The sequence below is a fragment of the Streptomyces sp. NPDC051563 genome, from assembly GCF_044454225.1.
GTDB lineage: Bacteria > Actinomycetota > Actinomycetes > Streptomycetales > Streptomycetaceae > Streptomyces.
Window position 1 is genome coordinate 1 of the sequence record NZ_JBITDL010000028.1, and the last position, 20,561, is coordinate 20,561.

The 20,561-nt window shown below is 72.0% G+C and carries 22 protein-coding genes and 2 pseudogenes; 14 read left to right on the top strand and 10 right to left on the bottom strand.

The annotated features are described in order from the left end of the window. Positions 1–196: 196 nt before the first annotated feature. Complete coding sequence (locus ACIA8F_RS28865; RefSeq protein WP_399383087.1) at positions 197–541, bottom strand: STAS domain-containing protein; 345 nt, start codon at positions 539–541, stop codon at positions 197–199. Positions 542–1,077: 536 nt separating this feature from the next. Between ACIA8F_RS28865 and ACIA8F_RS28870 the strand changes: the two genes are divergently transcribed. The 5 genes from ACIA8F_RS28870 (at position 1,078) to ACIA8F_RS28890 (ending at position 4,142) form a co-directional block, all read left to right on the top strand. Beyond that, the gene (locus tag ACIA8F_RS28870) at positions 1,078–1,971 is read left to right on the top strand and encodes a SigB/SigF/SigG family RNA polymerase sigma factor (RefSeq protein ID WP_399383089.1); all 894 of its coding nucleotides are present in this window, start codon (positions 1,078–1,080) and stop codon (positions 1,969–1,971) included. A gap of 9 nt (positions 1,972–1,980) precedes the next feature. Then, positions 1,981–2,331 (top strand): STAS domain-containing protein, encoded by a 351-nt coding sequence (locus ACIA8F_RS28875; RefSeq protein WP_399383091.1) that lies wholly within the window; start codon positions 1,981–1,983, stop codon positions 2,329–2,331. Continuing rightward, positions 2,328–3,284, top strand: a complete 957-nt coding sequence (locus ACIA8F_RS28880) for an anti-sigma factor RsbA family regulatory protein (protein ID WP_399383093.1) — start codon at positions 2,328–2,330, stop codon at positions 3,282–3,284. The genes ACIA8F_RS28875 and ACIA8F_RS28880 overlap by 4 nt, the downstream gene beginning before the upstream one ends. A 182-nt stretch (positions 3,285–3,466) precedes the next feature. After that, the gene (locus ACIA8F_RS28885; protein ID WP_399383094.1) at positions 3,467–3,910 is read left to right on the top strand and encodes an ATP-binding protein; all 444 of its coding nucleotides are present in this window, start codon (positions 3,467–3,469) and stop codon (positions 3,908–3,910) included. Positions 3,911–4,019: 109 nt separating this feature from the next. Beyond that, complete coding sequence (locus ACIA8F_RS28890) at positions 4,020–4,142, top strand: hypothetical protein (protein ID WP_399383096.1); 123 nt, start codon at positions 4,020–4,022, stop codon at positions 4,140–4,142. 62 nt (positions 4,143–4,204) lie between these two features. Here the strand turns inward: ACIA8F_RS28890 and ACIA8F_RS28895 are convergent, their stop codons facing one another. Both ACIA8F_RS28895 and ACIA8F_RS28900 read right to left on the bottom strand, forming a co-directional pair. Next, on the bottom strand, positions 4,205–5,272 hold the full coding sequence (locus ACIA8F_RS28895) for a mechanosensitive ion channel family protein (RefSeq protein ID WP_399383097.1): 1,068 nt from the start codon (positions 5,270–5,272) through the stop codon (positions 4,205–4,207). 102 nt (positions 5,273–5,374) lie between these two features. Continuing rightward, complete coding sequence (locus ACIA8F_RS28900) at positions 5,375–6,067, bottom strand: VanZ family protein (protein WP_399383098.1); 693 nt, start codon at positions 6,065–6,067, stop codon at positions 5,375–5,377. Positions 6,068–6,327: 260 nt separating this feature from the next. Here ACIA8F_RS28900 and ACIA8F_RS28905 point away from each other — a divergent pair, with 260 nt between their 5' ends. Both ACIA8F_RS28905 and ACIA8F_RS28910 read left to right on the top strand, forming a co-directional pair. Next, on the top strand, positions 6,328–6,693 hold the full coding sequence (locus ACIA8F_RS28905) for a PRC-barrel domain-containing protein (protein WP_399383100.1): 366 nt from the start codon (positions 6,328–6,330) through the stop codon (positions 6,691–6,693). Between the two features lie 294 nt (positions 6,694–6,987). Continuing rightward, positions 6,988–7,332 (top strand): SH3 domain-containing protein, encoded by a 345-nt coding sequence (locus ACIA8F_RS28910; protein ID WP_399383102.1) that lies wholly within the window; start codon positions 6,988–6,990, stop codon positions 7,330–7,332. Between the two features lie 64 nt (positions 7,333–7,396). On the opposite strand, the gene ACIA8F_RS28915 is transcribed toward ACIA8F_RS28910, so the two are convergent. Together ACIA8F_RS28915 and ACIA8F_RS28920 are read right to left on the bottom strand one after the other, a co-directional pair. Continuing rightward, on the bottom strand, positions 7,397–7,552 hold the full coding sequence (locus tag ACIA8F_RS28915; RefSeq protein WP_356662007.1) for a DUF6131 family protein: 156 nt from the start codon (positions 7,550–7,552) through the stop codon (positions 7,397–7,399). Between the two features lie 187 nt (positions 7,553–7,739). Continuing rightward, positions 7,740–9,203 (bottom strand): MFS transporter, encoded by a 1,464-nt coding sequence (locus tag ACIA8F_RS28920; RefSeq protein WP_399383105.1) that lies wholly within the window; start codon positions 9,201–9,203, stop codon positions 7,740–7,742. Between the two features lie 116 nt (positions 9,204–9,319). Between ACIA8F_RS28920 and ACIA8F_RS28925 the strand changes: the two genes are divergently transcribed. Then, positions 9,320–9,937 carry a TetR/AcrR family transcriptional regulator gene (locus ACIA8F_RS28925; protein ID WP_399383107.1) on the top strand — a complete coding sequence of 206 codons (618 nt, stop codon included), beginning with the start codon at positions 9,320–9,322 and terminating at the stop codon, positions 9,935–9,937. Here the strand turns inward: ACIA8F_RS28925 and ACIA8F_RS28930 are convergent. Beyond that, the gene (locus tag ACIA8F_RS28930) at positions 9,858–10,286 is read right to left on the bottom strand and encodes a hypothetical protein (RefSeq protein ID WP_399383108.1); all 429 of its coding nucleotides are present in this window, start codon (positions 10,284–10,286) and stop codon (positions 9,858–9,860) included. The genes ACIA8F_RS28925 and ACIA8F_RS28930 overlap by 80 nt on opposite strands. Positions 10,287–10,583: 297 nt before the next feature. Between ACIA8F_RS28930 and ACIA8F_RS28935 the strand changes: the two are divergent. Continuing rightward, positions 10,584–11,278 (top strand): annotated as a pseudogene (locus ACIA8F_RS28935) (IS5 family transposase); the annotation flags it as partial. A gap of 60 nt (positions 11,279–11,338) precedes the next feature. Here the strand turns inward: ACIA8F_RS28935 and ACIA8F_RS28940 are convergent. The 3 genes from ACIA8F_RS28940 to ACIA8F_RS28950 form a co-directional block, all read right to left on the bottom strand. Next, complete coding sequence (locus ACIA8F_RS28940) at positions 11,339–11,911, bottom strand: dihydrofolate reductase family protein (RefSeq protein ID WP_399383110.1); 573 nt, start codon at positions 11,909–11,911, stop codon at positions 11,339–11,341. 392 nt (positions 11,912–12,303) lie between these two features. Beyond that, entirely contained in the window at positions 12,304–13,257 is a 954-nt protein-coding gene (locus ACIA8F_RS28945; protein ID WP_399383111.1) for a class I SAM-dependent methyltransferase, read from the bottom strand. A gap of 139 nt (positions 13,258–13,396) precedes the next feature. After that, positions 13,397–14,056 carry a helix-turn-helix domain-containing protein gene (locus ACIA8F_RS28950; protein ID WP_399383113.1) on the bottom strand — a complete coding sequence of 220 codons (660 nt, stop codon included), beginning with the start codon at positions 14,054–14,056 and terminating at the stop codon, positions 13,397–13,399. A 110-nt stretch (positions 14,057–14,166) separates the two neighbouring features. Here ACIA8F_RS28950 and ACIA8F_RS28955 point away from each other — a divergent pair, with 110 nt between their 5' ends. The 4 genes from ACIA8F_RS28955 to ACIA8F_RS28970 all read left to right on the top strand — a co-directional run bounded on the left by ACIA8F_RS28955 (position 14,167) and on the right by ACIA8F_RS28970 (position 18,543). Beyond that, positions 14,167–15,198, top strand: a complete 1,032-nt coding sequence (locus ACIA8F_RS28955) for an NAD(P)/FAD-dependent oxidoreductase (RefSeq protein WP_399383115.1) — start codon at positions 14,167–14,169, stop codon at positions 15,196–15,198. 124 nt (positions 15,199–15,322) lie between these two features. Next, positions 15,323–16,984, top strand: a complete 1,662-nt coding sequence (locus ACIA8F_RS28960) for an MFS transporter (protein ID WP_399383116.1) — start codon at positions 15,323–15,325, stop codon at positions 16,982–16,984. Positions 16,985–17,020: 36 nt separating this feature from the next. Then, on the top strand, positions 17,021–17,557 hold the full coding sequence (locus ACIA8F_RS28965; RefSeq protein WP_399383117.1) for a GNAT family N-acetyltransferase: 537 nt from the start codon (positions 17,021–17,023) through the stop codon (positions 17,555–17,557). A 152-nt stretch (positions 17,558–17,709) separates the two neighbouring features. After that, complete coding sequence (locus ACIA8F_RS28970) at positions 17,710–18,543, top strand: SDR family oxidoreductase (protein ID WP_399383119.1); 834 nt, start codon at positions 17,710–17,712, stop codon at positions 18,541–18,543. Positions 18,544–18,600: 57 nt separating this feature from the next. Here the strand turns inward: ACIA8F_RS28970 and ACIA8F_RS28975 are convergent, their stop codons facing one another. Beyond that, positions 18,601–19,584, bottom strand: a complete 984-nt coding sequence (locus ACIA8F_RS28975) for a deaminase domain-containing protein (RefSeq protein WP_399383120.1) — start codon at positions 19,582–19,584, stop codon at positions 18,601–18,603. 114 nt (positions 19,585–19,698) lie between these two features. Between ACIA8F_RS28975 and ACIA8F_RS28980 the strand changes: the two are divergent. Next, positions 19,699–20,556, top strand: a pseudogene (locus tag ACIA8F_RS28980) (glycosyltransferase); the annotation flags it as partial. Between the last annotated feature and the right edge of the window lie 5 nt (positions 20,557–20,561).

Sequence of the window (20,561 nt, forward strand, 5' to 3'; positions counted from 1 at the left end):
AGACCCCATTCGCGTCGACTCCCTCCTCCGCCTTGCGATCCACGGCACCAGACCCCGCTCCCTGATCCGGCCTGATCGACAAGACACCCCCTAGGACAGGACCCGGCGTGAGCGGCACAACGGGCGGGGTACGCGCTACGCGCGGGAACCCTGAAACGCGCGGGTACCCGGAACGGGTTCGCGCTGCCAGGGCGGTTCACGCTCCGAGCGCGGCCTCGACGCTCTCGTGCAGGGACAGGACCGTATCGGCCCCGGTCACCGCGAACAGCCGTCGCAACTGCTCGCCGGGGGCCGCGATCCGAAGGGTCGTGAGGTGGTGCAGCCGCAGCAGCAGGTTGAGGAAGGAGGAGTCCCCGAAGGTGATGGCGCCGGCGTCCAGGACCACCAGCGGATGCAGGCCCGCGGCATCGGTGAGGGCCTCCTCCAGCGGGACCAGGGTGTCCTGGTCCAGTTCACCCCGGGCCACCACCACCCAGCCGGCCCCGGCCGGGTAGCCGTCCCCGACCACGCCCTGCCCGTATCCGTCCCCTGCTCCGGTCATGTCCGCCTTCCCCGGTCGTCGGTCGTATCGTTCTTCCAGGGAGTATGCCTGCTCGCCGCCCCGGCGCCGCAGCCTCCCGGCTGTTCGCTCCCCGCTCACGGCTCCCGGGTGGAGCAGTCCCGGCTCTCAGCCGAAGACGTCCGGGACGTCCGGCCAGGCGCGGAGCGGCCGGGCCGCATCGGGACCGGTCGGACCGCGTCCATCGCGCCACCGGGTCGGCGTCGGCGGTCGACCGCCCTTCCAGCCACAGCCGGGCCACGTACGGCAGGTTCGCCCTCTCCATGGGCATCCGCTCGCGCCGCACGCGCAGTTCACCCGTCGTCAGCGCCACCTTCCGGTCCCTCTTCGGATACCAGACGCGACCGACCCCGAACGGCGTCGACCGCAGGCGCCCGGACCGGGAGCGCCGTTCCGAAAAAGAATCGCCGCCTCGTAGGGTGTAGACCCTCCGAGGAGGGGCAGAAGCGCCCCGGCAGCCGTCAGTCGATCGGGAGGGAGCGGCCACCATGTATCGCTCGGCCACCGTTGTAGGCCCCATGCGTGCAGCATCCGCTGAAGTACCCGTGTCCAACCAGGAGTCCGCGGGAACGCCCGCGCAGGACACGGACCTGTTCCAGGTGCAGAACGCCCGGGAGATGGCGCCCACTGACGCGCGGGAGCTCTCGCGGCACTTCTTCGCGAGGCTGCGCACGCTGGAGGAGGGGACGCGCGAGTACCAGTACACGCGCAACACCCTGATCGAGATGAACCTCTCCCTCGTCCAGTTCGCCGCACGTCGCTTCCGGGCCCGCGTGCTCGGCGGCGGACTCGACATGGACGACATCATCCAGGTGGGGACGATCGGCCTGATCAAGGCCATCGACCGCTACGACACCGAGCGCGAGGTCGAATTCTCCACCCTGGCCCTCCCGTACATCACCGGTGAGATCAAGCGGTACTTCCGCGACACCACCTGGGCCGTGCACGTCCCGCGCCGCCTGCAGGAGCTGCGCACGGAGCTCGCCAAGGCACAGGACGCCCTGAGCGACGTCCTCGGCAGGGCGCCGACCGTCAAGGAGCTCGCCCAGCACCTGAAGCTGTCCGAGGACGAGATCATCGACGGGCTGATCGCCGCGAACGGCTACACGAGCAGCTCGCTCGACGCCACCGCCGACAGCGACGAGACCTCCTCGGCGGGCCGAGGCGCCCGCCCGGCGGCGGAGCGGCACGGAGCCGTCGATCCCGGCATGGAGCTCTTCGAGGAGTTCCACACCCTCGCGCCCCTGCTGGAGCAGCTGGACGAGCGCGAGCGGTTCATCCTCCAGATGCGCTTCGGCCAGGAGAAGACCCAGGCGGAGATCGGCGCCGCACTCGGCGTGTCCCAGATGCAGGTCTCGCGGATCCTGTCCCGGACCCTGACCCGGCTGCGCACCGGCATGCTCGCGGTGTAGGAAGGGACCATGAACTCCCCACCCGGTGCGGAGGCAGGAGCGGACGCCCGGGCGCCGCTGAGCTCCCGGCCGTGGCAGGACCGTTCCGGGGCGCGCCTGAGCGGCAGCTGCGACCTCGATACCCGGCAGTGCCTGACCGCGGCGCTCGGCGCCCTGACCGCGATGCCCGGCCCCGTCGTCCACCTCGACCTGTCCGCCGTGGTCTTCCTCGACGCAGACGCGGTCGCCGCCCTCGTACGGGCGGCGGCCGCCCTCAGCGGGCAGGGGCGGCGGCTGCTGCTCCACGACCCGCCGTACTCGCTCCGCAGGGTCGTGGAGATGTTCCCGGACGAATGCGCCGCGCTGGAGGTCGCAGCATGATCACCGTTCCTGAGCCCACCGGGCCCGGGGCCTTCGTCCATCCCGCCCTCTTCTACCAGGACCTGGACGCGTACGTGGCCGGCGTGGGCTCCTTCGTGGACACCGCCGTGGCCGCCGGCGAACCCGTCCTCGTCGCCGTACCGGGCCCGCAGCTGGACGCCCTGCGCGAGAGCCTCGGCGGGAGCGCCGCGGACGTCACCTGGACGGACATGACGGAGCTGGGCCGCAATCCCGGCCGCATCCTGGCCGCCCTGCAGGACTTCGCCGGCCTGCACGTGAGCCGGGCGGTCCGGATCGTCGGAGAACCGATCTGGCCCGGCCGCTCCCCCGCCGAGGTCCTGGAGGCCACCCGGCACGAGGCCCTCATCAACACGGCCTTCACCGGCCGGCCCGCCACCGTCCTGTGCCCCTACGACACGCGGGGGCTCGCACCCGGCGTACTGGCCGACGCGCGGCGCACCCACCCCACCCTCATCGAGGACGGCACCGAGCTGCCGAGCCCGGCGTACACCGACGCCGCGCGGGTCTCGGCCGACTGCGACCGCCCGCTGCCCGAACCCGAGGGCGGAGCGACCCGGTTCGCCTACTCCCACGGAGGACTGGCCGAGGTCCGCGACCGCGCCGACGCCTGGGCCCGTGGGACCGCCCTGACCCCGGCGCGCCGCGGCGATCTCGTCCTGGCCGTCAGCGAAGCGGCGGCCAACTCCCTGTCCCATGGCGGCGGCAAGGGCGCCCTGCGGCTGTGGACCACGTCCGGTGCCGGTGCGGGGGTCGTCGCCGAGATCCGGGACGCGGGCCGCCTGGCGGATCCCCTCGCGGGGCGCCGCCGCCCCTCCCTGGGCTCCGCCCTCGGCGGCCGCGGCCTGTGGATGATCCACCAGCTCTGCGATCTGGTCGAGGTCCGGGCCCTGGACGACGGCTTCACGCTGCGGCTCCACATGGCAACGCCCTGACACCGGAGGTCACCTACACTCGGGGGCGGGCTCGGGTGTTCCCGGGCCGCTCGGGGGCATACGGACAGTCCGGAACGGCGGCCACGGCCTCGTCGGGCGGTTCCGGAAGCAGCGAACGAGGCAGCGTCGGCACGGGGGTGCACAGCATGGTGGAGACCATAGGACCGGAGACGGGAGATCCAGTGAGCGCCGGCCTTCCCGGCAGCCTTCCCGCCGGAGCCCAGCGGCGTCGCCTCGCCTTGGCGGGCGTCGGCGGCGCGGTGGCCAAGGGACGCGATTTCACGCGCCGGGCCCTGGGCGACTGGGGCTGGGACGGAACGGAGACCGCCGAGGACAGCCTGCTCCTGGTGTCGGAGCTGCTGACCAACGCCTCCCTGCACGCGGGCGGTTGTCACGAGCTCGTCCTCACCTCCGGGGAAACCCTGCGCATCGAGGTCTACGACGGCACGACGGACCTCCCCCTCCTCCACCCCGCCCCACGCCACGGCACCCCGGGCGGCCACGGACTGCACATCGTGGAACGCCTCTCCGACCGCTGGGGCACCCACACCCACCCCCACGGCAAGGCCGTCTGGGCCGAGATCGAAGCCTCCCGGCTCAAGTCCGGCAGGCCCGCGACACGCTGACCGCGGGCCGGGAGGGGCGGGCCGGATCCGATCGGGCCCGTGGTCCGCTCGTGCCGGCCGTCCCGGCCGGAGTGTGCGTCAATCCGGCCGCCGGGGGCAGGAGCGCTTCATGACCTCTCATCAGCTCACCTCCCTGTCCCTGGCCCCGGCGATCGGGCCCTCCTGGGTGCACCTGCTGGTCATCGCCTTCGCCCTGATGGTCCTCGTGCACACCCTCGCGCGGCACCGATAGGTCCGTGCGCCCGGCCGGCCCGGACCCGTACGGTACGGGCCCGGGCCGGCGGGGACTTCGTGTCAGTGGGTGTGTCCGCCGGGCGTGCCGGGCGCTGTCGGGGCCCGGTCCAGCAGGACGCGGGGCAGGGCCCCGGGGTGCTTCTCCGAGAGCCAGGCGATCAGCTGCTCGCGTACGGCGCAGCGCACCGTCCACACGTCGTCGGCGTCCTTGGCCGTGACGATGGCCCGGACCACGATGGTGGAGGGCGTCGTCTCCGTGACGGCGAGGTCCCAGGCGCGGCCGTCCCACTGCGGGCAGGCGTGCAGGATCTCGTGGACCTTGTCCCGCATGAGGTCCACGGGCGCGCTGGGGTCGCAGTGCACGAAGACGGTGCCGGTCATCTGGACGCCTCCCCGCGACCAGTTCTCGAACGGCCGGGTGGTGAAGTACGAGACGGGCATGGTGATGCGGCGTTCGTCCCAGGTGCGGACCGCGAGGAAGGTGAGGGTGATGTCCTCGACCACCCCCCACTCGCCGGAGACCACCACCGTGTCCCCGATCCGCACGAGGTCGCCGAAGGCGATCTGGAAGCCCGCGAAGAGGTTCCCGAGGGTGGGCTGGGCCGCCACGCCGGCCACGATGCCGATGATCCCGGCGGAGGCGAGCACGGAGGTGCCGAGCGCGCGGAAGCTCGGGAAGGTGAGGAGCATGGCGGCGCCCGCGATGACCCCGACGACGACGGTCAGGACCCTCGTGATCAGCGTCACCTGGGTGCGGACCCGGCGTACCCGGGCCGGATCGCGGGTGCCGGTGGCGTAGCGGGCGTACCCCGACTCGACGGCGGCGGAGGCCACGACCACGATCAGCCAGGCCCCGGCGCCGATCAGGGCCAGCGAGAGGATCCGGCCCGTGGCGGCCGCGTTGTCCCGCAGCGGCGGCCACGTCGTGTTCCGGAAGGCGGCTTTGAGTAGTGCGGCGAGCAGGACGATCTGCAGGGCGTGGCGGCAGCGGCGGAGCAGGTTCCACCACGGTGTTTCGGGATGTCGTGCATCGGCGCGGCGGAGCAGTCGGTCGACGGCCCAGCCGGTCGCGGCGGTGAGCAGGATCGAGCCTCCCAGGAGGGCCAGGAGGCGAAAGGCGCTGTTCATGTCTCCCCAGTGGGTGGTAGCGGCACGGACCTTTCCGCACCTGCCCCACGGCCGGGACCTGACACGGGGAGTGCGCAGCTCCCCGGTCCGGTGGCCGGCGGGTCACCCGCCCCGCTGGAAGGCCTTCCGCCAGCCCGGGCGGCCCGGCTTCGCCGCCTGCTGCGCTGTCAGCTCGGGCGTGGGCTCGGCCCGCGGAGCCGGCATCGGCTCCGGCCTCGGTGCGGGTACGGGCCGCTCCTGGCGGGGCCTGCGGTGCCACCAGTGCCTGCGGCGCGGGTGTACGGCCCGTCCCAGGCGGCGGCCGATGAGCAGGTAGCCGAGGAGCGCTCCGGTCGTGTTGAGGATGACGTCGTCGATGTCGAAGACGCGTCCCGTGACGAGGGCGCCCTGGATCAGCTCCACCAGCGTCATCAGACACACCGTCACCGCGGCGACCCGCAGCAGCCCCCGGGCCGGGGGCATGAGGACGGGCAGCAGCACGCCGAACGGCAGGCCCAGCAGGAGGTTCCCGCCCAGTTGGCGCACGGCCTCGAAGGTGGAGGCGCCGTCCAGGTAGAGGCTGATCGAATGGCCGGGCCGGACGTTGCTGTGCACCAGGTCCACCGAGGCGGCGGAGGGTTCCAGCGTGAGCCGGGCCAGGACCACGCTGAACAGGACGGTCCCGATGAAGGCCGCCAGCATGGCCAGTGCCCGGACGGCCGGATGGACCGGGCCGCGTTGTCTCCATCCTTCCGCCGCCACTACGGACCCGCTGTCGGGGTTCTCGCCGCGCCGCGGCGCTCGTCTCCATGTCATGGCGGCTCGTGTGCCCTGCGAACGGTCTCCTACGCCCCTGGCGGGCGAGTCGCGTCCGGACCGCGTGTCCTGGTAACTCCGGTGTTCCGGACGGCGAATGAAGGGCGGGAGCCGGGGCAGGCGCGTTCGTGCGGGGCACCGACGCGGGCTCCGCGCAGGACATCGAACGAACCATCGCGTCGAAGAAGTCGAAAGACTCGAAAGAGAGGGACGGCCGGCACTGCCCCGCCGCCCCCTGTCTGGAGAAGGAGTTGTTTCGCGTGACTGAGCATGTGTGGAGCTACCGGTCGACCGCCGGCCATCTGACCGGCACCGACCTGATCGGGTACACGGTCGAGGCGACCGACGGCAGCATCGGCAAGGTCGACAAGCACTCCGACGAGGCCGGTGACGCCTATCTGGTCGTGGACACCGGGGTGTGGATCTTCGGCAAGGAGGTCCTGCTCCCGGCGAGCACCGTGATCATCGTCGATGCGAACCGGCAGAAGGTCTACGTGGACGGCACGAAGGAGCAGATCAAGAACGCTCCGGAGTTCCACCGCGAGAAGCACCTCGACGACGTCGGGTACCGCGAGGAGATCGGGACCTACTACTCCGTCGGCGGCTTCGGCGGCCGCATCATCTGACCCGCAGGCGCGACACGGGCCCGGACTCTACGAGTCCGGGCCCGGTTTCGTCTCCGCGGACGGTTGCCCTGCCCACGGTTGCCCTGCCGGCGGTGGCGGCGGCGCCGGCTGTCTCGGCGTCGTAGGGCCGGGAACGCCGGCGGGGCGCAGGACCCTTGGGCCATTCGGAGCAACAGGGGCGTGTTCTCCCCGGGCCGCCCGCGTTCCGGCGCCGGAGCGGTGGATAGTCGGTCGGGCGGTCGGCCGCACGGGCTGCCGGCCCCGCGCCCAGGCGACACAGGGAGAGTGGAACCGATGGTGAAGAAGGCATTGCTGACGTACGCCTTGGCGGCCGGAGTACTGATCGGGCCGCTGAGCACGGCCGGCTGGGCGGCCGACGGGCTCGCGGCCGGTTACGGACGGGGCCCCTCCGGCCCGGTGGGCGTCGTCGAGTCCCGCGCACCGCTCAACGTCCGCGAGAAGCCGACCGTGTACTCGGACGTGGTGAAGCAGCTGCAGCCGCACGCGCGGGTGGTCCTCGAGTGCCAGAAGCGCGGGGGCTGGGTGGACGGCAACCCGGTGTGGTACCGCCTGCACGGCGCGAAGGGCTGGGTCTCGGCCCGCTACGTCCACAACCTCCAGCCGGTCCGCCCCTGCTGAGAGCGCGCGGCGAGCCCTGACAGGGCATGAAGGAAAGGCCCCCGGTGTCCGGAGGCCTTTCCTTTTACCAGTAGTGGCGGCGGCCGCCGACGGCGTGGCCGACCGAGCCCATGATCCACAGCACGGCCCCCACCACGAGCAGGATGATGCCGATGGTCCACAGGATGGAGATTCCGGTCAGGAATCCGATGAGCAGGAGGATGAGTCCGGCGAAAAGCATGATGTCCTCGTTCGCGGGTCGGGAGGACTGCTGAGCGGTTGCTCGGCAGCGGTGCCTCGGCTCGCGTCTACCCCCTTACCCCCTTCTTATCTGCGCCGTGGCCTGCCGGTTGATCACGTCTTCTGCGCGGCCGCGTACTCCCTCGCGAGGGAGTACGCGGCCGTCTGCGGACCGCCCTCGGACAGCGCTACTTGTTCAGTGCGGTGGAGGCCGTTTCGGTCACCGGGTCCGCCTGGTCCCGCAGTTCGAGCTGCTGCGGCCGGAGGGCGGGGATCAGGGCGGCGATGGCCCCGGACAGCAGGGCGAAGCCGCCGCCCATGAGCAGGCCGGTGCGGAAGCCCGCCTCGGAGGTGAAGGTGAGTCCGCCCGCCGTGGTGGTCATCTGCGCCAGGACGACACCGACGACGGCAGCGCCGACGGAGGTGCCCAGGGAGCGCATCAGGGCGTTGAAGCCGTTGGCGGCGCCGGTTTCCGTCAGCGGGACCGCGCTCATGATCAGCGCGGGCATGGCTCCGTAGGCGAGGGCGACACCGCTGTTGATGACCATCACGGCGGCCATCAGCCCGACGGCCGTCGAGGAGAAGAGGAGCGCGACCCCGTAGCCCGCGCCCAGGACGAGTGCGCCGCTGACGAGGGTGACCTTCGGCCCGTGGAGGTTGGTGAGCTTGCCTCCGAGGGGGGACACGGCCATCATCATCAGCCCGCCGGGCAGCATCCACATGCCCGCCGCCAGCATCGACTGGCCCAGGCCGTAGCCGGTGGCCGCGGGGAACTGCAGCAGTTGCGGGATGACCAGCATGCTCGCGTACATGCCGAAGCCGATGGACACCGAGGCGAGGTTGGTCAGCAGGACGCGCGGGCGGACCGTGGTGCGCAGGTCCACGAGCGGATCGGTGGTGCGCCACTCGAACCAGCCCCAGGCGGCCAGCACCACGACGGCGGTGGCGATCAGGCCGAGGGTGGTGGCGGAACCCCAGCCCCAGTCGGCGCCCTTGGACACGAACAGCAGCAGGGACACCAGGCCGGCCGCGAGGCCCAGCGCGCCGATCACGTCGAAGCGCTGACCCTTGGCGGCGGCCGGGACCTCGGGAATGAAGGCCACGATCATGACGGCCACGCAGCCGGCGAGCGCGGCGGATCCCCAGAACAGGAAGCGCCAGCTGGTGTACTGGGCGACGGCCGCGGAGAGCGGGAGGCCGATGCCGCCGCCGATGCCCATGGAGGCGCTCACGAGGGCGATGGAGGAACTGAGCTTCTCCGCGGGGAGGATGTCGCGGAGCAGGGCGATGCCCAACGGGATCATGCCCATGCCGACGCCCTGCAGGCCCCGCCCGATGATCATCTGGACCACACCGCCCGCCAGCGCGCACACCACCGAGCCGATGATCAGCGGTATGCAACAGGCCAGGAGCATGCGGCGCTTGCCGAGCATGTCGCCCAGGCGTCCACTGATGGGCACGCACACGCCCGCGACCAGGAGGGTGGCGGTCACCACCCAGGCGGAGTTGGAGTGGGTGGTGTGGAGGAGGTTCGGCAGGTCGGCCAGCAGCGGCGTGACCAGGGTCTGCATGACGGCTGCGGCGATGCCCGCGAGGGCGAGCGTCGCGATCACCTTGCCGGAACGGGGGACGGCCGCGGGCGGCTGTTGCATGAAAGGTCCTAGGAGCGAGGTCGGCACACACCACAATCAGTAGTCAACTATCAGTTCGCGGTGTGCGACGTGTCAACCGGATCCGATCGCCGACTATCGGTTGTAGGGTCGGCTGCGTGTCGAACGACAGTCCCAAACCCTTGCGTGCCGACGCCGTGCGCAACATCGAGAAGATCGTCCGAGCGGCCCGCGACGTGTACGCCGAGCTGGGACCCTGTGCGCCGCTCGACGAGATCGCGCGACGCGCCGGCGTGGGGATCGCCACGCTCTTCCGCCGCTTCCCCGACAAGGCGGCCCTGCTCCGGGCCGTGCTCGACCAGCAGTTCACCCAGGACGTCCTGCCCGCCATCGACCGCGGGCTGGCCGACGAGGACCCCCGCCGCGCCCTGACCGTCGTCCTCGAGGCCGCCCTGGCCTCGGCGGCCGACGAGCACCACGTCCTGACGGCCGCCCGCAGGGCCGGGGTCCTCTCCGCGGAGGTCAGCGCCCGGTTCTTCGAGGCCCTCGACCCGCTGGTGGCGCGCGGCCAGCAGACCGGGGTGATCCGGGAGGACCTCGTGCCCGACGACCTGAAGAGGATCGTGAGCATGCTGGTCAGCGTGCTCTGGACCATGGACCCGGCCGAGGAGGGCTGGCGCCGCTACGTGGCCCTGCTCATAGACGCACTGAGCCCGGCCGGGGCGAGCCCCCTGCCCCACCCGGCTCCCCCGCTGCTGCGCCGGCCGCAGGACTGAGCCCCTCCGGGCCGCGGCTCAGATCCAGTCGCGCCGCTTGAAGCCGAGGTAGAGGGCGACGGAGAGGGTGGGCATCAGGGCGGAAGTGGTCGTCCACGAGGTAGTCGAGCAGCCCGTGGAGCAGGAAGCCGACGCCCTCCTTGGCGAGGTCGGCGGAATCGTCCCAGTAGGAGACGGCCGGCTCGTGCAGCCCGAACTGCTCGGTGATCAGGTCGAAGTCCGCCTCGGTGGGATCGCAGAGGTCCAGCCAGACGGTGCAGTCCGGCTGCCCCGCGTACGCGGAGAGGTCCTCGGCGGGGAACCCCTCCAGGGCCAGGACGCCGTCGCGGTAGAGCCGGGTTCGTGCCACCGGAGCAGGCTAGGGGGTGTCTTGTCGATCGGGCCGGGTCAGGGAGCGGGGTCTGGTGCCGTGGATCGCAAGGCGGAGGAGGGAGTCGACGCGAATGGGGTCTCCCCTGCTCGAGCGAAGCCGAGAGCTTGGGGAAGTCGGCGAGTGACGACAACGCGGCGAGGCGCGGTGCCAGACCCCGCGAGCCCGGCCTGATCGACAAGACACCCCCTAGGGCCTGTCCGGCGGATCTTGTGACCGTCGCGGCCTTGGTTCGTTGGCATGCACATGAGGCGGGGAGATCTCACAAGCGAAGAATACGAGCGTCACCGCCGCTGGTCAGCGGATGGCACCTGGGACAGACTCTTCGCGGCCGTCCTGGCCGATGCCGATGCGGAAGGCCGCATCGACTGGTCGATGGTGAGCGTGGACTCTACGTCCCGCCGGGCCCACCAACATGCCGCCGGAGCACGCAGGGAGCCCCCACGGCTGCCGGGAAAAGACGCGCGCCCCGGCAAAACACCGCCCCACGAGGGAATCGGTCGCTCCCGGGGGGGCCTGACCTGCAAAATCCACCTCGCCGGTGAGGGCGGACGTCGCCCACTGGCGCTGCTGATCACCCCAGGCAGTGGGGAGACGCCCCACAGCTCATCTCGATCCTGGAGCGTGTCCGCGTCGCCCGCCAGAACGGCGGGCGCCCCCAGACCCGGCCCGACCATCTCGGCGGAGACCAGGCGTACTCCTCCCGCCGCAACCGCGGTTACCTGCGACGACGCCAGATCAAGCACACCATCCCCGAAACAGAGAACCAGCGGGCCAACCGCCAACGCAAAGGCAACAAGGGCGGCCGGCCCACCGGCTTCGACAAGACGATCTACAAACGCAGGAACGGAGTCGAGCGAACGATCAACGCGCTGAAGGGCTCTCGGGCCGTAGCGACCCGCTTCGACAAACGGGCGTACGTCTTCCACGGCACCGTCACCCTGGCGGCGATCAGGCTGTGCCTCCGATGACACACCTGCCCGGGTGTCACATCCAAAGACGCGACGGCGCAGGAAGTGCTGGAGCTGTTGTCAGCGGACGACGTCGAAGATGTTCTTCTGCAGGCCGTTGGCGTAGACCTCGTGCTCGACCAGCTTCAACTTCTGCGTGTCCTTGTCCGTGGCGCTGAAGAGCCGCTTGCCCGCGCCGAGCAGCAGCGGGAAGACGAGCAGGTGGTAGCGGTCGATCAGGCCGGCGTCCGAGAGGGCCTGGTTCAGGGAGGCGCTGCCGTGGACGATGATCGGGCCGCCCTTGGTCTCCTTCAGCGCGGCAACCTCGTCGAGTGAACGCAGGATCGTGGTCTCGCCCCAGTTCGCCACCAGGTCGTCCTTGCCGAGGGTGGTGGAGACGACATACTTCGGCATCTCCTTGTAGTCGGCGAAGTCCTCCATGTCGGGCCACACCGGGCTGAACGCCTCGTAACTGGTCCGGCCCATAAGCATCGCGGTGGCTTCCTGCTGATCTTGGCCCTTGATGCCGAACGCCTCGGGCAGGAACTCGATGTCCTTGAAGGTCCACCCGGAGTTCCGGTAGCCGGGCTCGCCGCCCGGAGCCTCCACGACGCCATCGAGCGAGATGAAGGCGGTGCTGATCACAGTGCGCATCAAAGGTCCTCGGTATCTCGTGTCCGGTTCTCAACAGATCCGGTCGGTGCGCGATTGGATCACACTCGCGGCTTCAACGCACCAACCTTGATCTTTGACTGCGGATCACGGAGAAACTCATCGGTCGTTGCCCACTCTCCCCAGCAGCCTCACACCGGAGAGAGCACACAGGCCGGAATACTGCCTGGTCACCTACGAGATGCTGCCGTCGGACATGATCCGCGGGACAGGCCCTGGACGGACGGCTCGGGCCGGTCCGCGAGCGACACCCCCGGGGACACGGCCCGGGACGGCGTCGCTCTGCGGAAACCGGCCCGCGAGGGCATCGCGCGAGGCGTTGCGCCGTGCGCGAGGCGTGGTGCCGTGTGCCGTGCCGATGGAGCTCGCGCGGATCAGTTCGGGCGGCGTGCGGCCCAGACGGTGCGCTCGGTCCGCACGGCGAGGTCGTCGCGGCGCAGGATGCTCCCGGGGCCGTCGGTGTCGAGCAGCAGGTCGAGGGCGGTGAGGTCCTCGGGGCTGAGGACCTCGACGATGCTGCCGCGAAGGCGCTGCAGGCTGCCGAGGGCGTACGCGCCGACGGCTTCGCTGCGGGAGCCCTCGATGTTCACGTCGATCACGCGGTCGCCGTCGAGGGTGAATCCGGCCGCAGTGAGCTTCGGTCCCCAGTCGGCGCCGCGGTGGGGCACGTGCTCGGCGTGGTAGCTCTCGCTCGCGGTGTGGCAGCGGTCTTCCAGTCCGGGCCGGCCTTCGGGGGCGTCCTCGGGCAGGAAGCGGGGGAAGCCCGCCAGTTCGACGACGGCGAACAGTCCGCCGGGGGCGAGCAGTTCGCGGACGGTGCGCAGGGCCCGGTCCGGGTCGGCCATGTGGTGCATCGAGGCCGAGGCCCACACCAGGTCGGGCACACCGAGGTCGGGCCATTCGGTCGCGTCGAGGTCGGCCTGCACGGTGCGGACGCGGTCCTCGACGCCCCGGGCGCACGCCTTCTCGCGCAGGCGCTGGAGGTGCCCCGCCGAGGAGTCGACGGCCGTGACGTGGGCATCGGGGAACTGCTCCAGCAGGGCGAAGGTGCCGGCTCCGGTGCCCGAGCCCAGGTCCACGATGTGGCGAGGGGGCTCGTTCAGGGGCAGCCAGGTGGTGATGTCGGTGATGTGCTCGGCGAGGACTTCCGCGTCCAGGTCGAGGATCTCCGCCTGGCCCTCGAGGTCGCTCCGGGTGTGTCCGTGGTGCGCATGGCCGGGCTGGGCGTGGCTCTGCCGGTCGTTGCCGTGGTTGCCGTGGCCGTGGTTGCCGTGGCCGTGGCCGTGCTGGGTGTCGCCGTGCTGGGGTGCGTGCGGTGCGTGGGTCATGACTCCACCGTAGGGCCGCCATGCGCTTGCGGCATCGAATCTTGCCGGCTAGGCAAGAAGATGGCCCCGTGGACCCCAGGACGCGCAAGACGCCCGCGCCCGACACCTTGTACGGGGCGGGAGGCAGCGCCGCGCGGCCTCAACGAGCCGGCCCCTGAGCAGCACCCGCGCCGCCCGCACCACCGCCGGCACTCCCCACGCCGTCCGCTTCGCCCGCGTCACCGACGCCGCTGTCCCGCTGGTGTCCTCGGCGGGCGTCGCGGTCGAAGATGCCCAGGATCTCGCACGGCCCCCCTTCTGCCCCGATCGCGTGCGGCATCATCGTGGGGAACTCCGCGGACTGGTTGGCCTCGATGCGGAAGCGGCGGTGCCCCAGCAGGAGGATCGCGGTGCCGGACAGGACCACGAGCCATTCGCGCCCGGGGTGCGCGCGCATGCGGGAGGGATTGTCGGGCGGCGGCTCGGTCATGCGCTGGCGGATGACCGTCATGCCCGGCTCGCCCTTGATGGGCCACCGCATCTGCCCGCGGGCGGCGTCGATCATCGGGCTGGTGACGACGTCGTCGGTCGCGGTCTCCACGAGCTGGTCCAAGGTGGTGTCCAGGGCGCGGGCCAGGGTGACGAGACTGTCCAGGGCCAGGCGGCGCTGGCCGTTCTCGATGCGGCTGAGCGTGGACTGGCTGAGCCGGGCGCGCACGGCCAGTTCCTCCAGGGACCAGCCCTGCGCCACCCGCAGCGCACGGATGCGTTTGCGTACGAGGCTGTCCAGATCACCGTCTTCTTGCGTCATAGGCAACATTGTATGCCCGCGCTGCAAGTCGGGGTTAGCGTCGTGTCCAGACAGACGGCCCCGGACCATCTCGGACCACCGGGCCGGTACGAAGGAACACCCAGAAAGGAACCGACGACATGCCCGCGATGACTACCGCATGCACGACGGACGCACTGCCGGACGGGACCGTCGACGCCGTGGTGATCGGCGGCGGCGCCGCCGGCCTGAACGGTGCACTGATGCTCGCCCGCTCCCGCCGCTCGGTCGTGGTGATCGACAGCGGCACCCCCCGCAACGCACCCGCCGAGGGCGTGCACGGCCTGCTCGGCCTCGACGGCACCCCGCCGGCGGACCTGTACGGGCGGGGCCGTGAGGAAGTGCGCGGCTACGGCGGCCTCATCGTCTCCGGCGAGGTCGGCGCCGCCGAGCACGCAGCTCCGTCCGCCGACGGCGACCTGCGCTTCACCGTCACCCTGACCGACGGCCGCGCCCTGACGGCGCGCCGCCTGCTGGTCGCGACCGGCCTGCGCGACGTACTGCCCGACCTGCCGGGACTGGCCGGGCACTGGGGGCGGAGCGTGGTGCACTGCCCGTACTGCCACGGCTGGGAGGTGCGCGACGAGCCGATCGGCGTCCTCGCCACCGGTCCCGCGTCGGTCCACCACGCGCTGCTCTTCCGTCAGCTCACCGACGACCTCGTCTACTTCGCGCACGGCACCGAGCTCGACGAGGAGACCCGTACGCGCTTCGCCGCGCGCGGCATCCGGGTCGTCGACACCCCGGTCGAAGAGGTCGTGGAGGACGGGGACGGCGGCATCGGGGGCCTCCGGCTGACGGACGGGCGGGTCATCGCCCGCCGCATCCTCGCGGTGGCGACCACGCTCGTGGCCCGCACCGAGGGGCTGGCGGGCCTGGGCCTGCCGATGGAGAACCTGCCCGGCGGCGGCCGCAGCTTCGTCTCCGGCCCGGCCGGCGCCACCGACGTGCCGGGGGTGTGGGTGGCCGGCAACGTCACCGACCCGCTGGCCCAGGTCGGGGCCTCGGCCGCGGCCGGGGCGCTGGCGGGCGCACACATCAACGCCCTGCTCGCCGTCGCCGACACCGACGCCGCGGTCGCGGCCCTCGCTGCGGCAGGGAACGGCACGGCCTCCGCCACCACCCTCGCCTGACGGGCAGCAGGCACTCGGGCGCCCCTGGCGCCTGACCACCCCCATCCCTCCCCCTCCCCCTTCACCGGCAGCGCCGGACCCGGTCCGGCGCTGCCTTCCGCATGCCCTTTTCCGAGAGGAAGCCATGAGTACGAACCAGCCCGCAGGGGCCGCGGTCCCCGAAGCGCCAGACCCCGCCCGCGGAGACGACGGCCCGGATCCGCGCCGGCTGCGCACCGTTCTGATCACCGTGTGCATCGCCTTGATGGCCGTGATCGCCTCGGTCTCCGGACTGAACGTCGCCCAGCCCGACCTCGCCGTCGAGTTCGGCGCCTCGCAGAGCACCGTCCTGTGGATGATCAACCTCTACACCCTCACCCTGGCCGCGCTCCTGCTCCCGCTCGGTGCGCTCGGGGACCGGCTGGGCCGCAAGCCCGCGCTGATCGCGGGCCTGGCCGTCTTCGGCATCGCGAGCGCGCTCGCGGGTCTCGCCCCCTCGGTGGAGGTCATGCTCGCCGCCCGCCTGCTCAGCGGAGTGGGCGCCGCGATGATCATGCCCATCACCCTCGCCGTGATCACTTCCACCTTCCCGGAGGACCAGCGCGGCCGGGCCATCGGCGTGTGGACCGGAGTCGCCGGAGGCGGCGGCATCCTCGGCATGTTCCTCTCCGCGGCGCTCGTCGACGTGTCGAACTGGCGCTACCTCTTCGTCCTGCCCGTCGCCCTGGTCCTCGTGGCCCTCGTGATGTCGCTGCGCGCGATCCCCGATTCCCGCGAGGTGCCGAAGCACTCCTTCGACACCGTCGGGGCGCTGACCTCCGTCGTCGCCGCGGTCGGCCTGATCTTCGCCCTCCAGGAGGGGCCGGAGCGCGGCTGGTCCGGTCCCGCCACCCTGACGGGCCTCGCCGTCGGACTGCTCGCCGCCGTCGCCTTCGTGTCCTGGGAGCTGCGGCTCCGCGAGGCCGCGCTGCTCGACGTACGGCTGTTCCGCGAGCGGGGACTGGCCGGCGGCTCGCTCACCCTCCTCACGGTCTTCGGCGTGCAGGCGGGGATCTTCGTGGTGCTCTTCCCCTTCTTCCAGGCCGTCCTCGGCTGGTCGGGCATCCGGTCCACGCTCGCCCTGATGCCCATGGCCGTGGCCATGATGCTCGCCTCCGGTCTGGCTCCCCGGCTGGCCGTGCGCGCCGGTGCCCGCGCGACCATGGCGACCGGCATCCTGCTGGCCGGAGCCGGCCTCGCCCTCATGGCGGGCATCGTCTCCGTCGGCGGCGGCTACCCGTCCGTCCTCCCGGGCATGCTCGCCATGGGCGTCGGCATGGGTCTGGCGATGACGCCCTCCACCGAGGCCATCACCGGCTCGCTGCCGCGGGAGCACCAGGGCGTCGCCTCCGCTCTCAACGACGTCACCCGCGAGTTCGGCACCGCGCTCGGCGTGGCCCTGCTCGGGGCGCTGCTGTCGGCCGGTTACCGGGACGCCGTGGACGAGCGGCTCCACGGATTCCCCCGGGGTGCGGCGGACGCCGCGCGGGAGGGCGTCGCCAACGCCGTCGGGGCCGCGGAGGGTGCGGGCCCCCGGGCCCATGAACTCGTCGACGCCGCCCGGCAGTCCTTCGTCGAGGGATGGCAGCAGGCCATGTGGGCGGGGGTGGCCGTCATGGGCGTCCTGTTCCTCTACGTACTCGCCCGCGGCCCGAAGAGCCAGGACGCGATCCCGGAGCCGAACCCCAACCCGAATCCGAACCCGGGCCTGGATCCGGCGCCCGGCCGCGAGCCGGAGGCGGACTCCGAGCCCCTCTCCGCAAGGTGACGGGATGACATATCCGGCTATGTCATCATCGACTCCATGAGTGAAGTCGAGATCCTCCCCCTGCGTCTGACCCACCTCGATGCCGTTCTCGATCTCGGCTACCGGTCCTTCGACGTGAAGGCGATGCCCTACACCTCCTGGTCCCTGTCGTCGGTGGCCGCGCACTGGGACGCCCAGCCGGACGCCTGCTGGATCGCCCGCGACGAGGAGGGGCTGCTCGGATTCGTCCTCGGGTCGCTGTCCTACGACGAGCGGGAGGACTGGGGCTACCTGGAGTGGATCGCGCTGGAGGAGCGCGCACGGGGCCGGGGCGTCGCGAGCTCCCTGGTCGAGCACTGCTGCGCCGCGCTCTTCGCCGCGGGGGCGTCCCGGATCATCACCGATGTGGAGAGCGGCAACGCGGCCTCCGCCGCGATGATGCGGCGCAACGGGTTCACCGAGAAGGTCACCGTCACCCTCTTCGTGCGCCCGAACCCGCTGGAACACACCGGCACCGTCGCGCACTCCGCGCAGGATCCGGCCCGGTCCCGGCTACGCCGCGCCGCCCGGGCGAGCGGTGGTCCGGCGGCCTGAGCGTCCGGCCCCGGCGGCGGGGCGCGTGCGCGCCCCGACGTGCGCCTGCGCGCCTCCGCGCGCCCCCGCAGCGGGGATGACCCCGGACCGGAGGCGCCCCGAACATGAACTGCCGCCACCATCAGGGGCAACTCGGCCATCACGGGGGAACCATGGGACGACGCTGGCTGGTCACGGGATGCTCTTCGGGGCTCGGGCACGCACTGGCCACCGCGGCGGCCCGGGCCGGGGACGAACTGGCCGTCACCGCCCGCAAGACCGCCGACCTGGAGGATCTGGCCGCCGCCTGGCCCGGCCGCATCGTCCCGGTCCCGCTCGAACTGCGGGACGAGGCCTCCTGCGAGCAGGCCGTCCGCACCGCCGTGGAACGCCTGGGCGGCATCGACATCCTCGTGAACAACGCCGCGGTAGGGCTGTTCGGCGCCGTCGAGGAGGTCTCGGACGCCGAACTGCGCGACCAGCTGGAGACGCTGGTCGTCGGCCCCTGGCGGCTCGCGCGGCTCGTCCTCCCGCTGATGCGGGCCCAGGGGCACGGCCACATCCTCAACGTCTCCTCGGTGGTCGGCCGTCTGGCCTTCCCCGGCCTGGCCGCCTACACCGCGGGGAAGCACGCCCTCGAAGGCATGAGCCGGACGCTCGCCATGGAGGCGGCTCCGCACAACATCCGGGTCACCGTCATCGAACCGGGCATGTTCGCGACGCGTTACGGCACCTCGATGGCCGAGGCCGCCCACCGGGTGCCCGCGTACGACGCCACCAACCGCGAGATGCTCGAAGGGGCCCGCGGTCTCGCGGAGAGCCCCGAGACCGGGCGCCCCGAGTACTTCGCCGAACGGGTCCTGGACATCGTGGCGTCCGAGGGCCCCACGCCGCTGCGGATCCCCGTGGGCGACGACGCCTACGGCTACATCGACGCGTCGGAGGAGCTGGACCGCGCCGATCACGTCGCGGCCCGCCTCCTCGTGCAGGGCCCGCCCGAGGCCTGACGGCCGGGCCGCGCGTCGCCGGGCTCAGCGGGCGCCGGGCCCGGCGGGCGGCCGGGCTCAGCGGGCGGCCGGGAAGACCTTCAGCCAGGTGCCGCCCGGTCGCGCGGTGGCGTCGGCGTAGCCGCACCCGTCGGCCTGCGCGGCCGCAGCCGCGTAGGTCACCTCGATCCGTACCTTGGGGAAGTCGGTCACGAAGGCCGCCAGCGCGGCCCGGCCGGCCTGGCTGGGCCCGCGCTCCCCGAGGAGCCGCACGGTGCCCTGGTCGATGCCGCGGATCCACTGGCGGAAGGACTGGGGGCGCATCTGCTGTCCGGGCGCCATCGTGTCGCGGATGCGGTCCGCGACCTGGTCCAGGACGGCGGCCACCTCGTCGAGGAGGGCCGCGGTGCCACTGGGCGCCGGGTACAGGAAGGGGGCGCGGGGCTGCTGGTCGACGGCCGTGACCGTGCCCTGGAACCGGTAGCCGTCGGGGCCCGCGACCTTGGCGTCGAAGGTGGCGGTGACCGCGGCCAGCGGGCTGCCGGGGTAGACCTTGACCCACTGGCCTCCGTCCCCCTGCTCGGCGTCGCCGATGCCGTAGGCCCCGTACAGCCCGTCGCCCGCCTGGAGGAGCTGCGCCGTGCCGCCGCCGAACAGGGCGTTGCGGTAGCGGACCGTGAGGGCGAGGGCCGGGAAGTCACGGCGGAAGTCCTTGATCACGGACCGGCAGGAGTGGCACGGGCCCATGTCGGAGTACAGGTCGACGGTGCCCTTGCGGACGGCGGCGATCCGGGTCCGGTACTCCGCCGTGTTCCGGCAGCCGATGTGGCGGTAGACCGCGTCGGCGAGGAGGTTGACGACCTGCCGCTCCGCGTCCTTGCGGTGCTGGATGCCGCGCAGGGCGCCGGTCCAGTCCGCGGGCTCGGGCAGGTCCTGGTAGTAGTTGTCCCCGCGCAGGTCCTGGTGCGAGATGCCCTCGATCTCCCCTTCGAGGTCCGCGTACCCGACGAAGGCGATCGAGTACCGCAGCCGTGCCTTGTTCCTGAATGCCGCCGTGGTCATGGGTCTCCCCCACTCGCTCCCGCGGTACGCCGCGATCCGCCCGGCCGGCCGGATCCCCCTCGGCGTACCCCGCCGGTCCACCATAACGCGCGGCGATGACAGCGGACTGAACGAATGCTCAACGCCCGCCTCCGGCAAGCCGGATGGACTCGGGAATCGGCTGACATTCGACCATCTCCATGGAAACCGACTCAGGAGCGGGTTCGTTCGACCTTGTGCCAGAACCCTCAAGGAACCCTGACCGAGCAGTGGTTCGGGGCCCCGGACCTGGAGTTCATCACGGACGCCAAGAATGCCGAGGAGACCGAGCGGCTCGCCTCGGCCGGCTTCGCCGAACACGGCCGGGTCACCATCGACGACCTCCTCGCCCTCGCCGGCCCCTGGCGGCCCGACGTCATCGTCCACGCCGCCTTCCAGGCCGCCGCGCCCCTGGTCTCCGCGGCCCTCGGCATACCGGCCGTGGTCCACAACTTCGGCGTGATGCCCGGCTCCGGCATGGTCGCCCGGCTCGGCGGCCTGCTCGCGGACGAGTACGCGGAGCGCCGGGTCGACGGCCCCGCCACCCACACCGTCCTCGACGTCGTCCCGCCCTGCCTGGGCGGGGGCGGCACCGGCTGGCGCGTCCGGTACGTGCCGCACAACGGCGCCGGCTCCGTACCGCGCGATCTCCTGGCCCGCGGGTCCCGGCCGCGGGTAGCCATCACCCTCGGGACCGTGGTGACCGCGTTCGCGGGCGTCGCCCCGGTGGCCCGGGTCGTCTCCGAGGCCGCTGCCGTCGACGCCGATTTCCTGCTGGCCGTCGGCGACACCGATCTGAGCGCGCTCGGTACGCTTCCCCGCAATGTCCGGGCGCTGCCCTGGGTGCCGCCGGCCCAGTTGCTGGACACCGCGGACGCGATCGTGCACCACGGCGGCTCCGGCACCATGCTCACCGCCGCCGCCGTGGGCGTCCCGCAGCTGATCGTTCCGCAGGGCGC

Excerpts from the sequence above, each read along its gene's own strand:
- ACIA8F_RS28865 (WP_399383087.1), bottom strand. The coding sequence starts at position 541 with ATGACCGGAGCAGGGGACGGATACGGGCAGGGCGTGGTCGGGGACGGC.
- ACIA8F_RS28870 (WP_399383089.1), top strand. The coding sequence starts at position 1,078 with ATGCGTGCAGCATCCGCTGAAGTACCCGTGTCCAACCAGGAGTCCGCG.
- ACIA8F_RS28875 (WP_399383091.1), top strand. The coding sequence starts at position 1,981 with ATGAACTCCCCACCCGGTGCGGAGGCAGGAGCGGACGCCCGGGCGCCG.
- ACIA8F_RS28880 (WP_399383093.1), top strand. The coding sequence starts at position 2,328 with ATGATCACCGTTCCTGAGCCCACCGGGCCCGGGGCCTTCGTCCATCCC.
- ACIA8F_RS28890 (WP_399383096.1), top strand. The coding sequence starts at position 4,020 with ATGACCTCTCATCAGCTCACCTCCCTGTCCCTGGCCCCGGCGATCGGG.
- ACIA8F_RS28895 (WP_399383097.1), bottom strand. The coding sequence starts at position 5,272 with ATGAACAGCGCCTTTCGCCTCCTGGCCCTCCTGGGAGGCTCGATCCTG.
- ACIA8F_RS28900 (WP_399383098.1), bottom strand. The coding sequence starts at position 6,067 with ATGACATGGAGACGAGCGCCGCGGCGCGGCGAGAACCCCGACAGCGGG.
- ACIA8F_RS28910 (WP_399383102.1), top strand. The coding sequence starts at position 6,988 with ATGGTGAAGAAGGCATTGCTGACGTACGCCTTGGCGGCCGGAGTACTG.
- ACIA8F_RS28915 (WP_356662007.1), bottom strand. The coding sequence starts at position 7,552 with ATGCTTTTCGCCGGACTCATCCTCCTGCTCATCGGATTCCTGACCGGA.
- ACIA8F_RS28920 (WP_399383105.1), bottom strand. The coding sequence starts at position 9,203 with ATGCAACAGCCGCCCGCGGCCGTCCCCCGTTCCGGCAAGGTGATCGCG.
- ACIA8F_RS28940 (WP_399383110.1), bottom strand. The coding sequence starts at position 11,911 with ATGCGCACTGTGATCAGCACCGCCTTCATCTCGCTCGATGGCGTCGTG.
- ACIA8F_RS28945 (WP_399383111.1), bottom strand. The coding sequence starts at position 13,257 with ATGACCCACGCACCGCACGCACCCCAGCACGGCGACACCCAGCACGGC.
- ACIA8F_RS28950 (WP_399383113.1), bottom strand. The coding sequence starts at position 14,056 with ATGTTGCCTATGACGCAAGAAGACGGTGATCTGGACAGCCTCGTACGC.
- ACIA8F_RS28955 (WP_399383115.1), top strand. The coding sequence starts at position 14,167 with ATGCCCGCGATGACTACCGCATGCACGACGGACGCACTGCCGGACGGG.
- ACIA8F_RS28960 (WP_399383116.1), top strand. The coding sequence starts at position 15,323 with ATGAGTACGAACCAGCCCGCAGGGGCCGCGGTCCCCGAAGCGCCAGAC.
- ACIA8F_RS28965 (WP_399383117.1), top strand. The coding sequence starts at position 17,021 with ATGAGTGAAGTCGAGATCCTCCCCCTGCGTCTGACCCACCTCGATGCC.
- ACIA8F_RS28970 (WP_399383119.1), top strand. The coding sequence starts at position 17,710 with ATGGGACGACGCTGGCTGGTCACGGGATGCTCTTCGGGGCTCGGGCAC.
- ACIA8F_RS28975 (WP_399383120.1), bottom strand. The coding sequence starts at position 19,584 with ATGACCACGGCGGCATTCAGGAACAAGGCACGGCTGCGGTACTCGATC.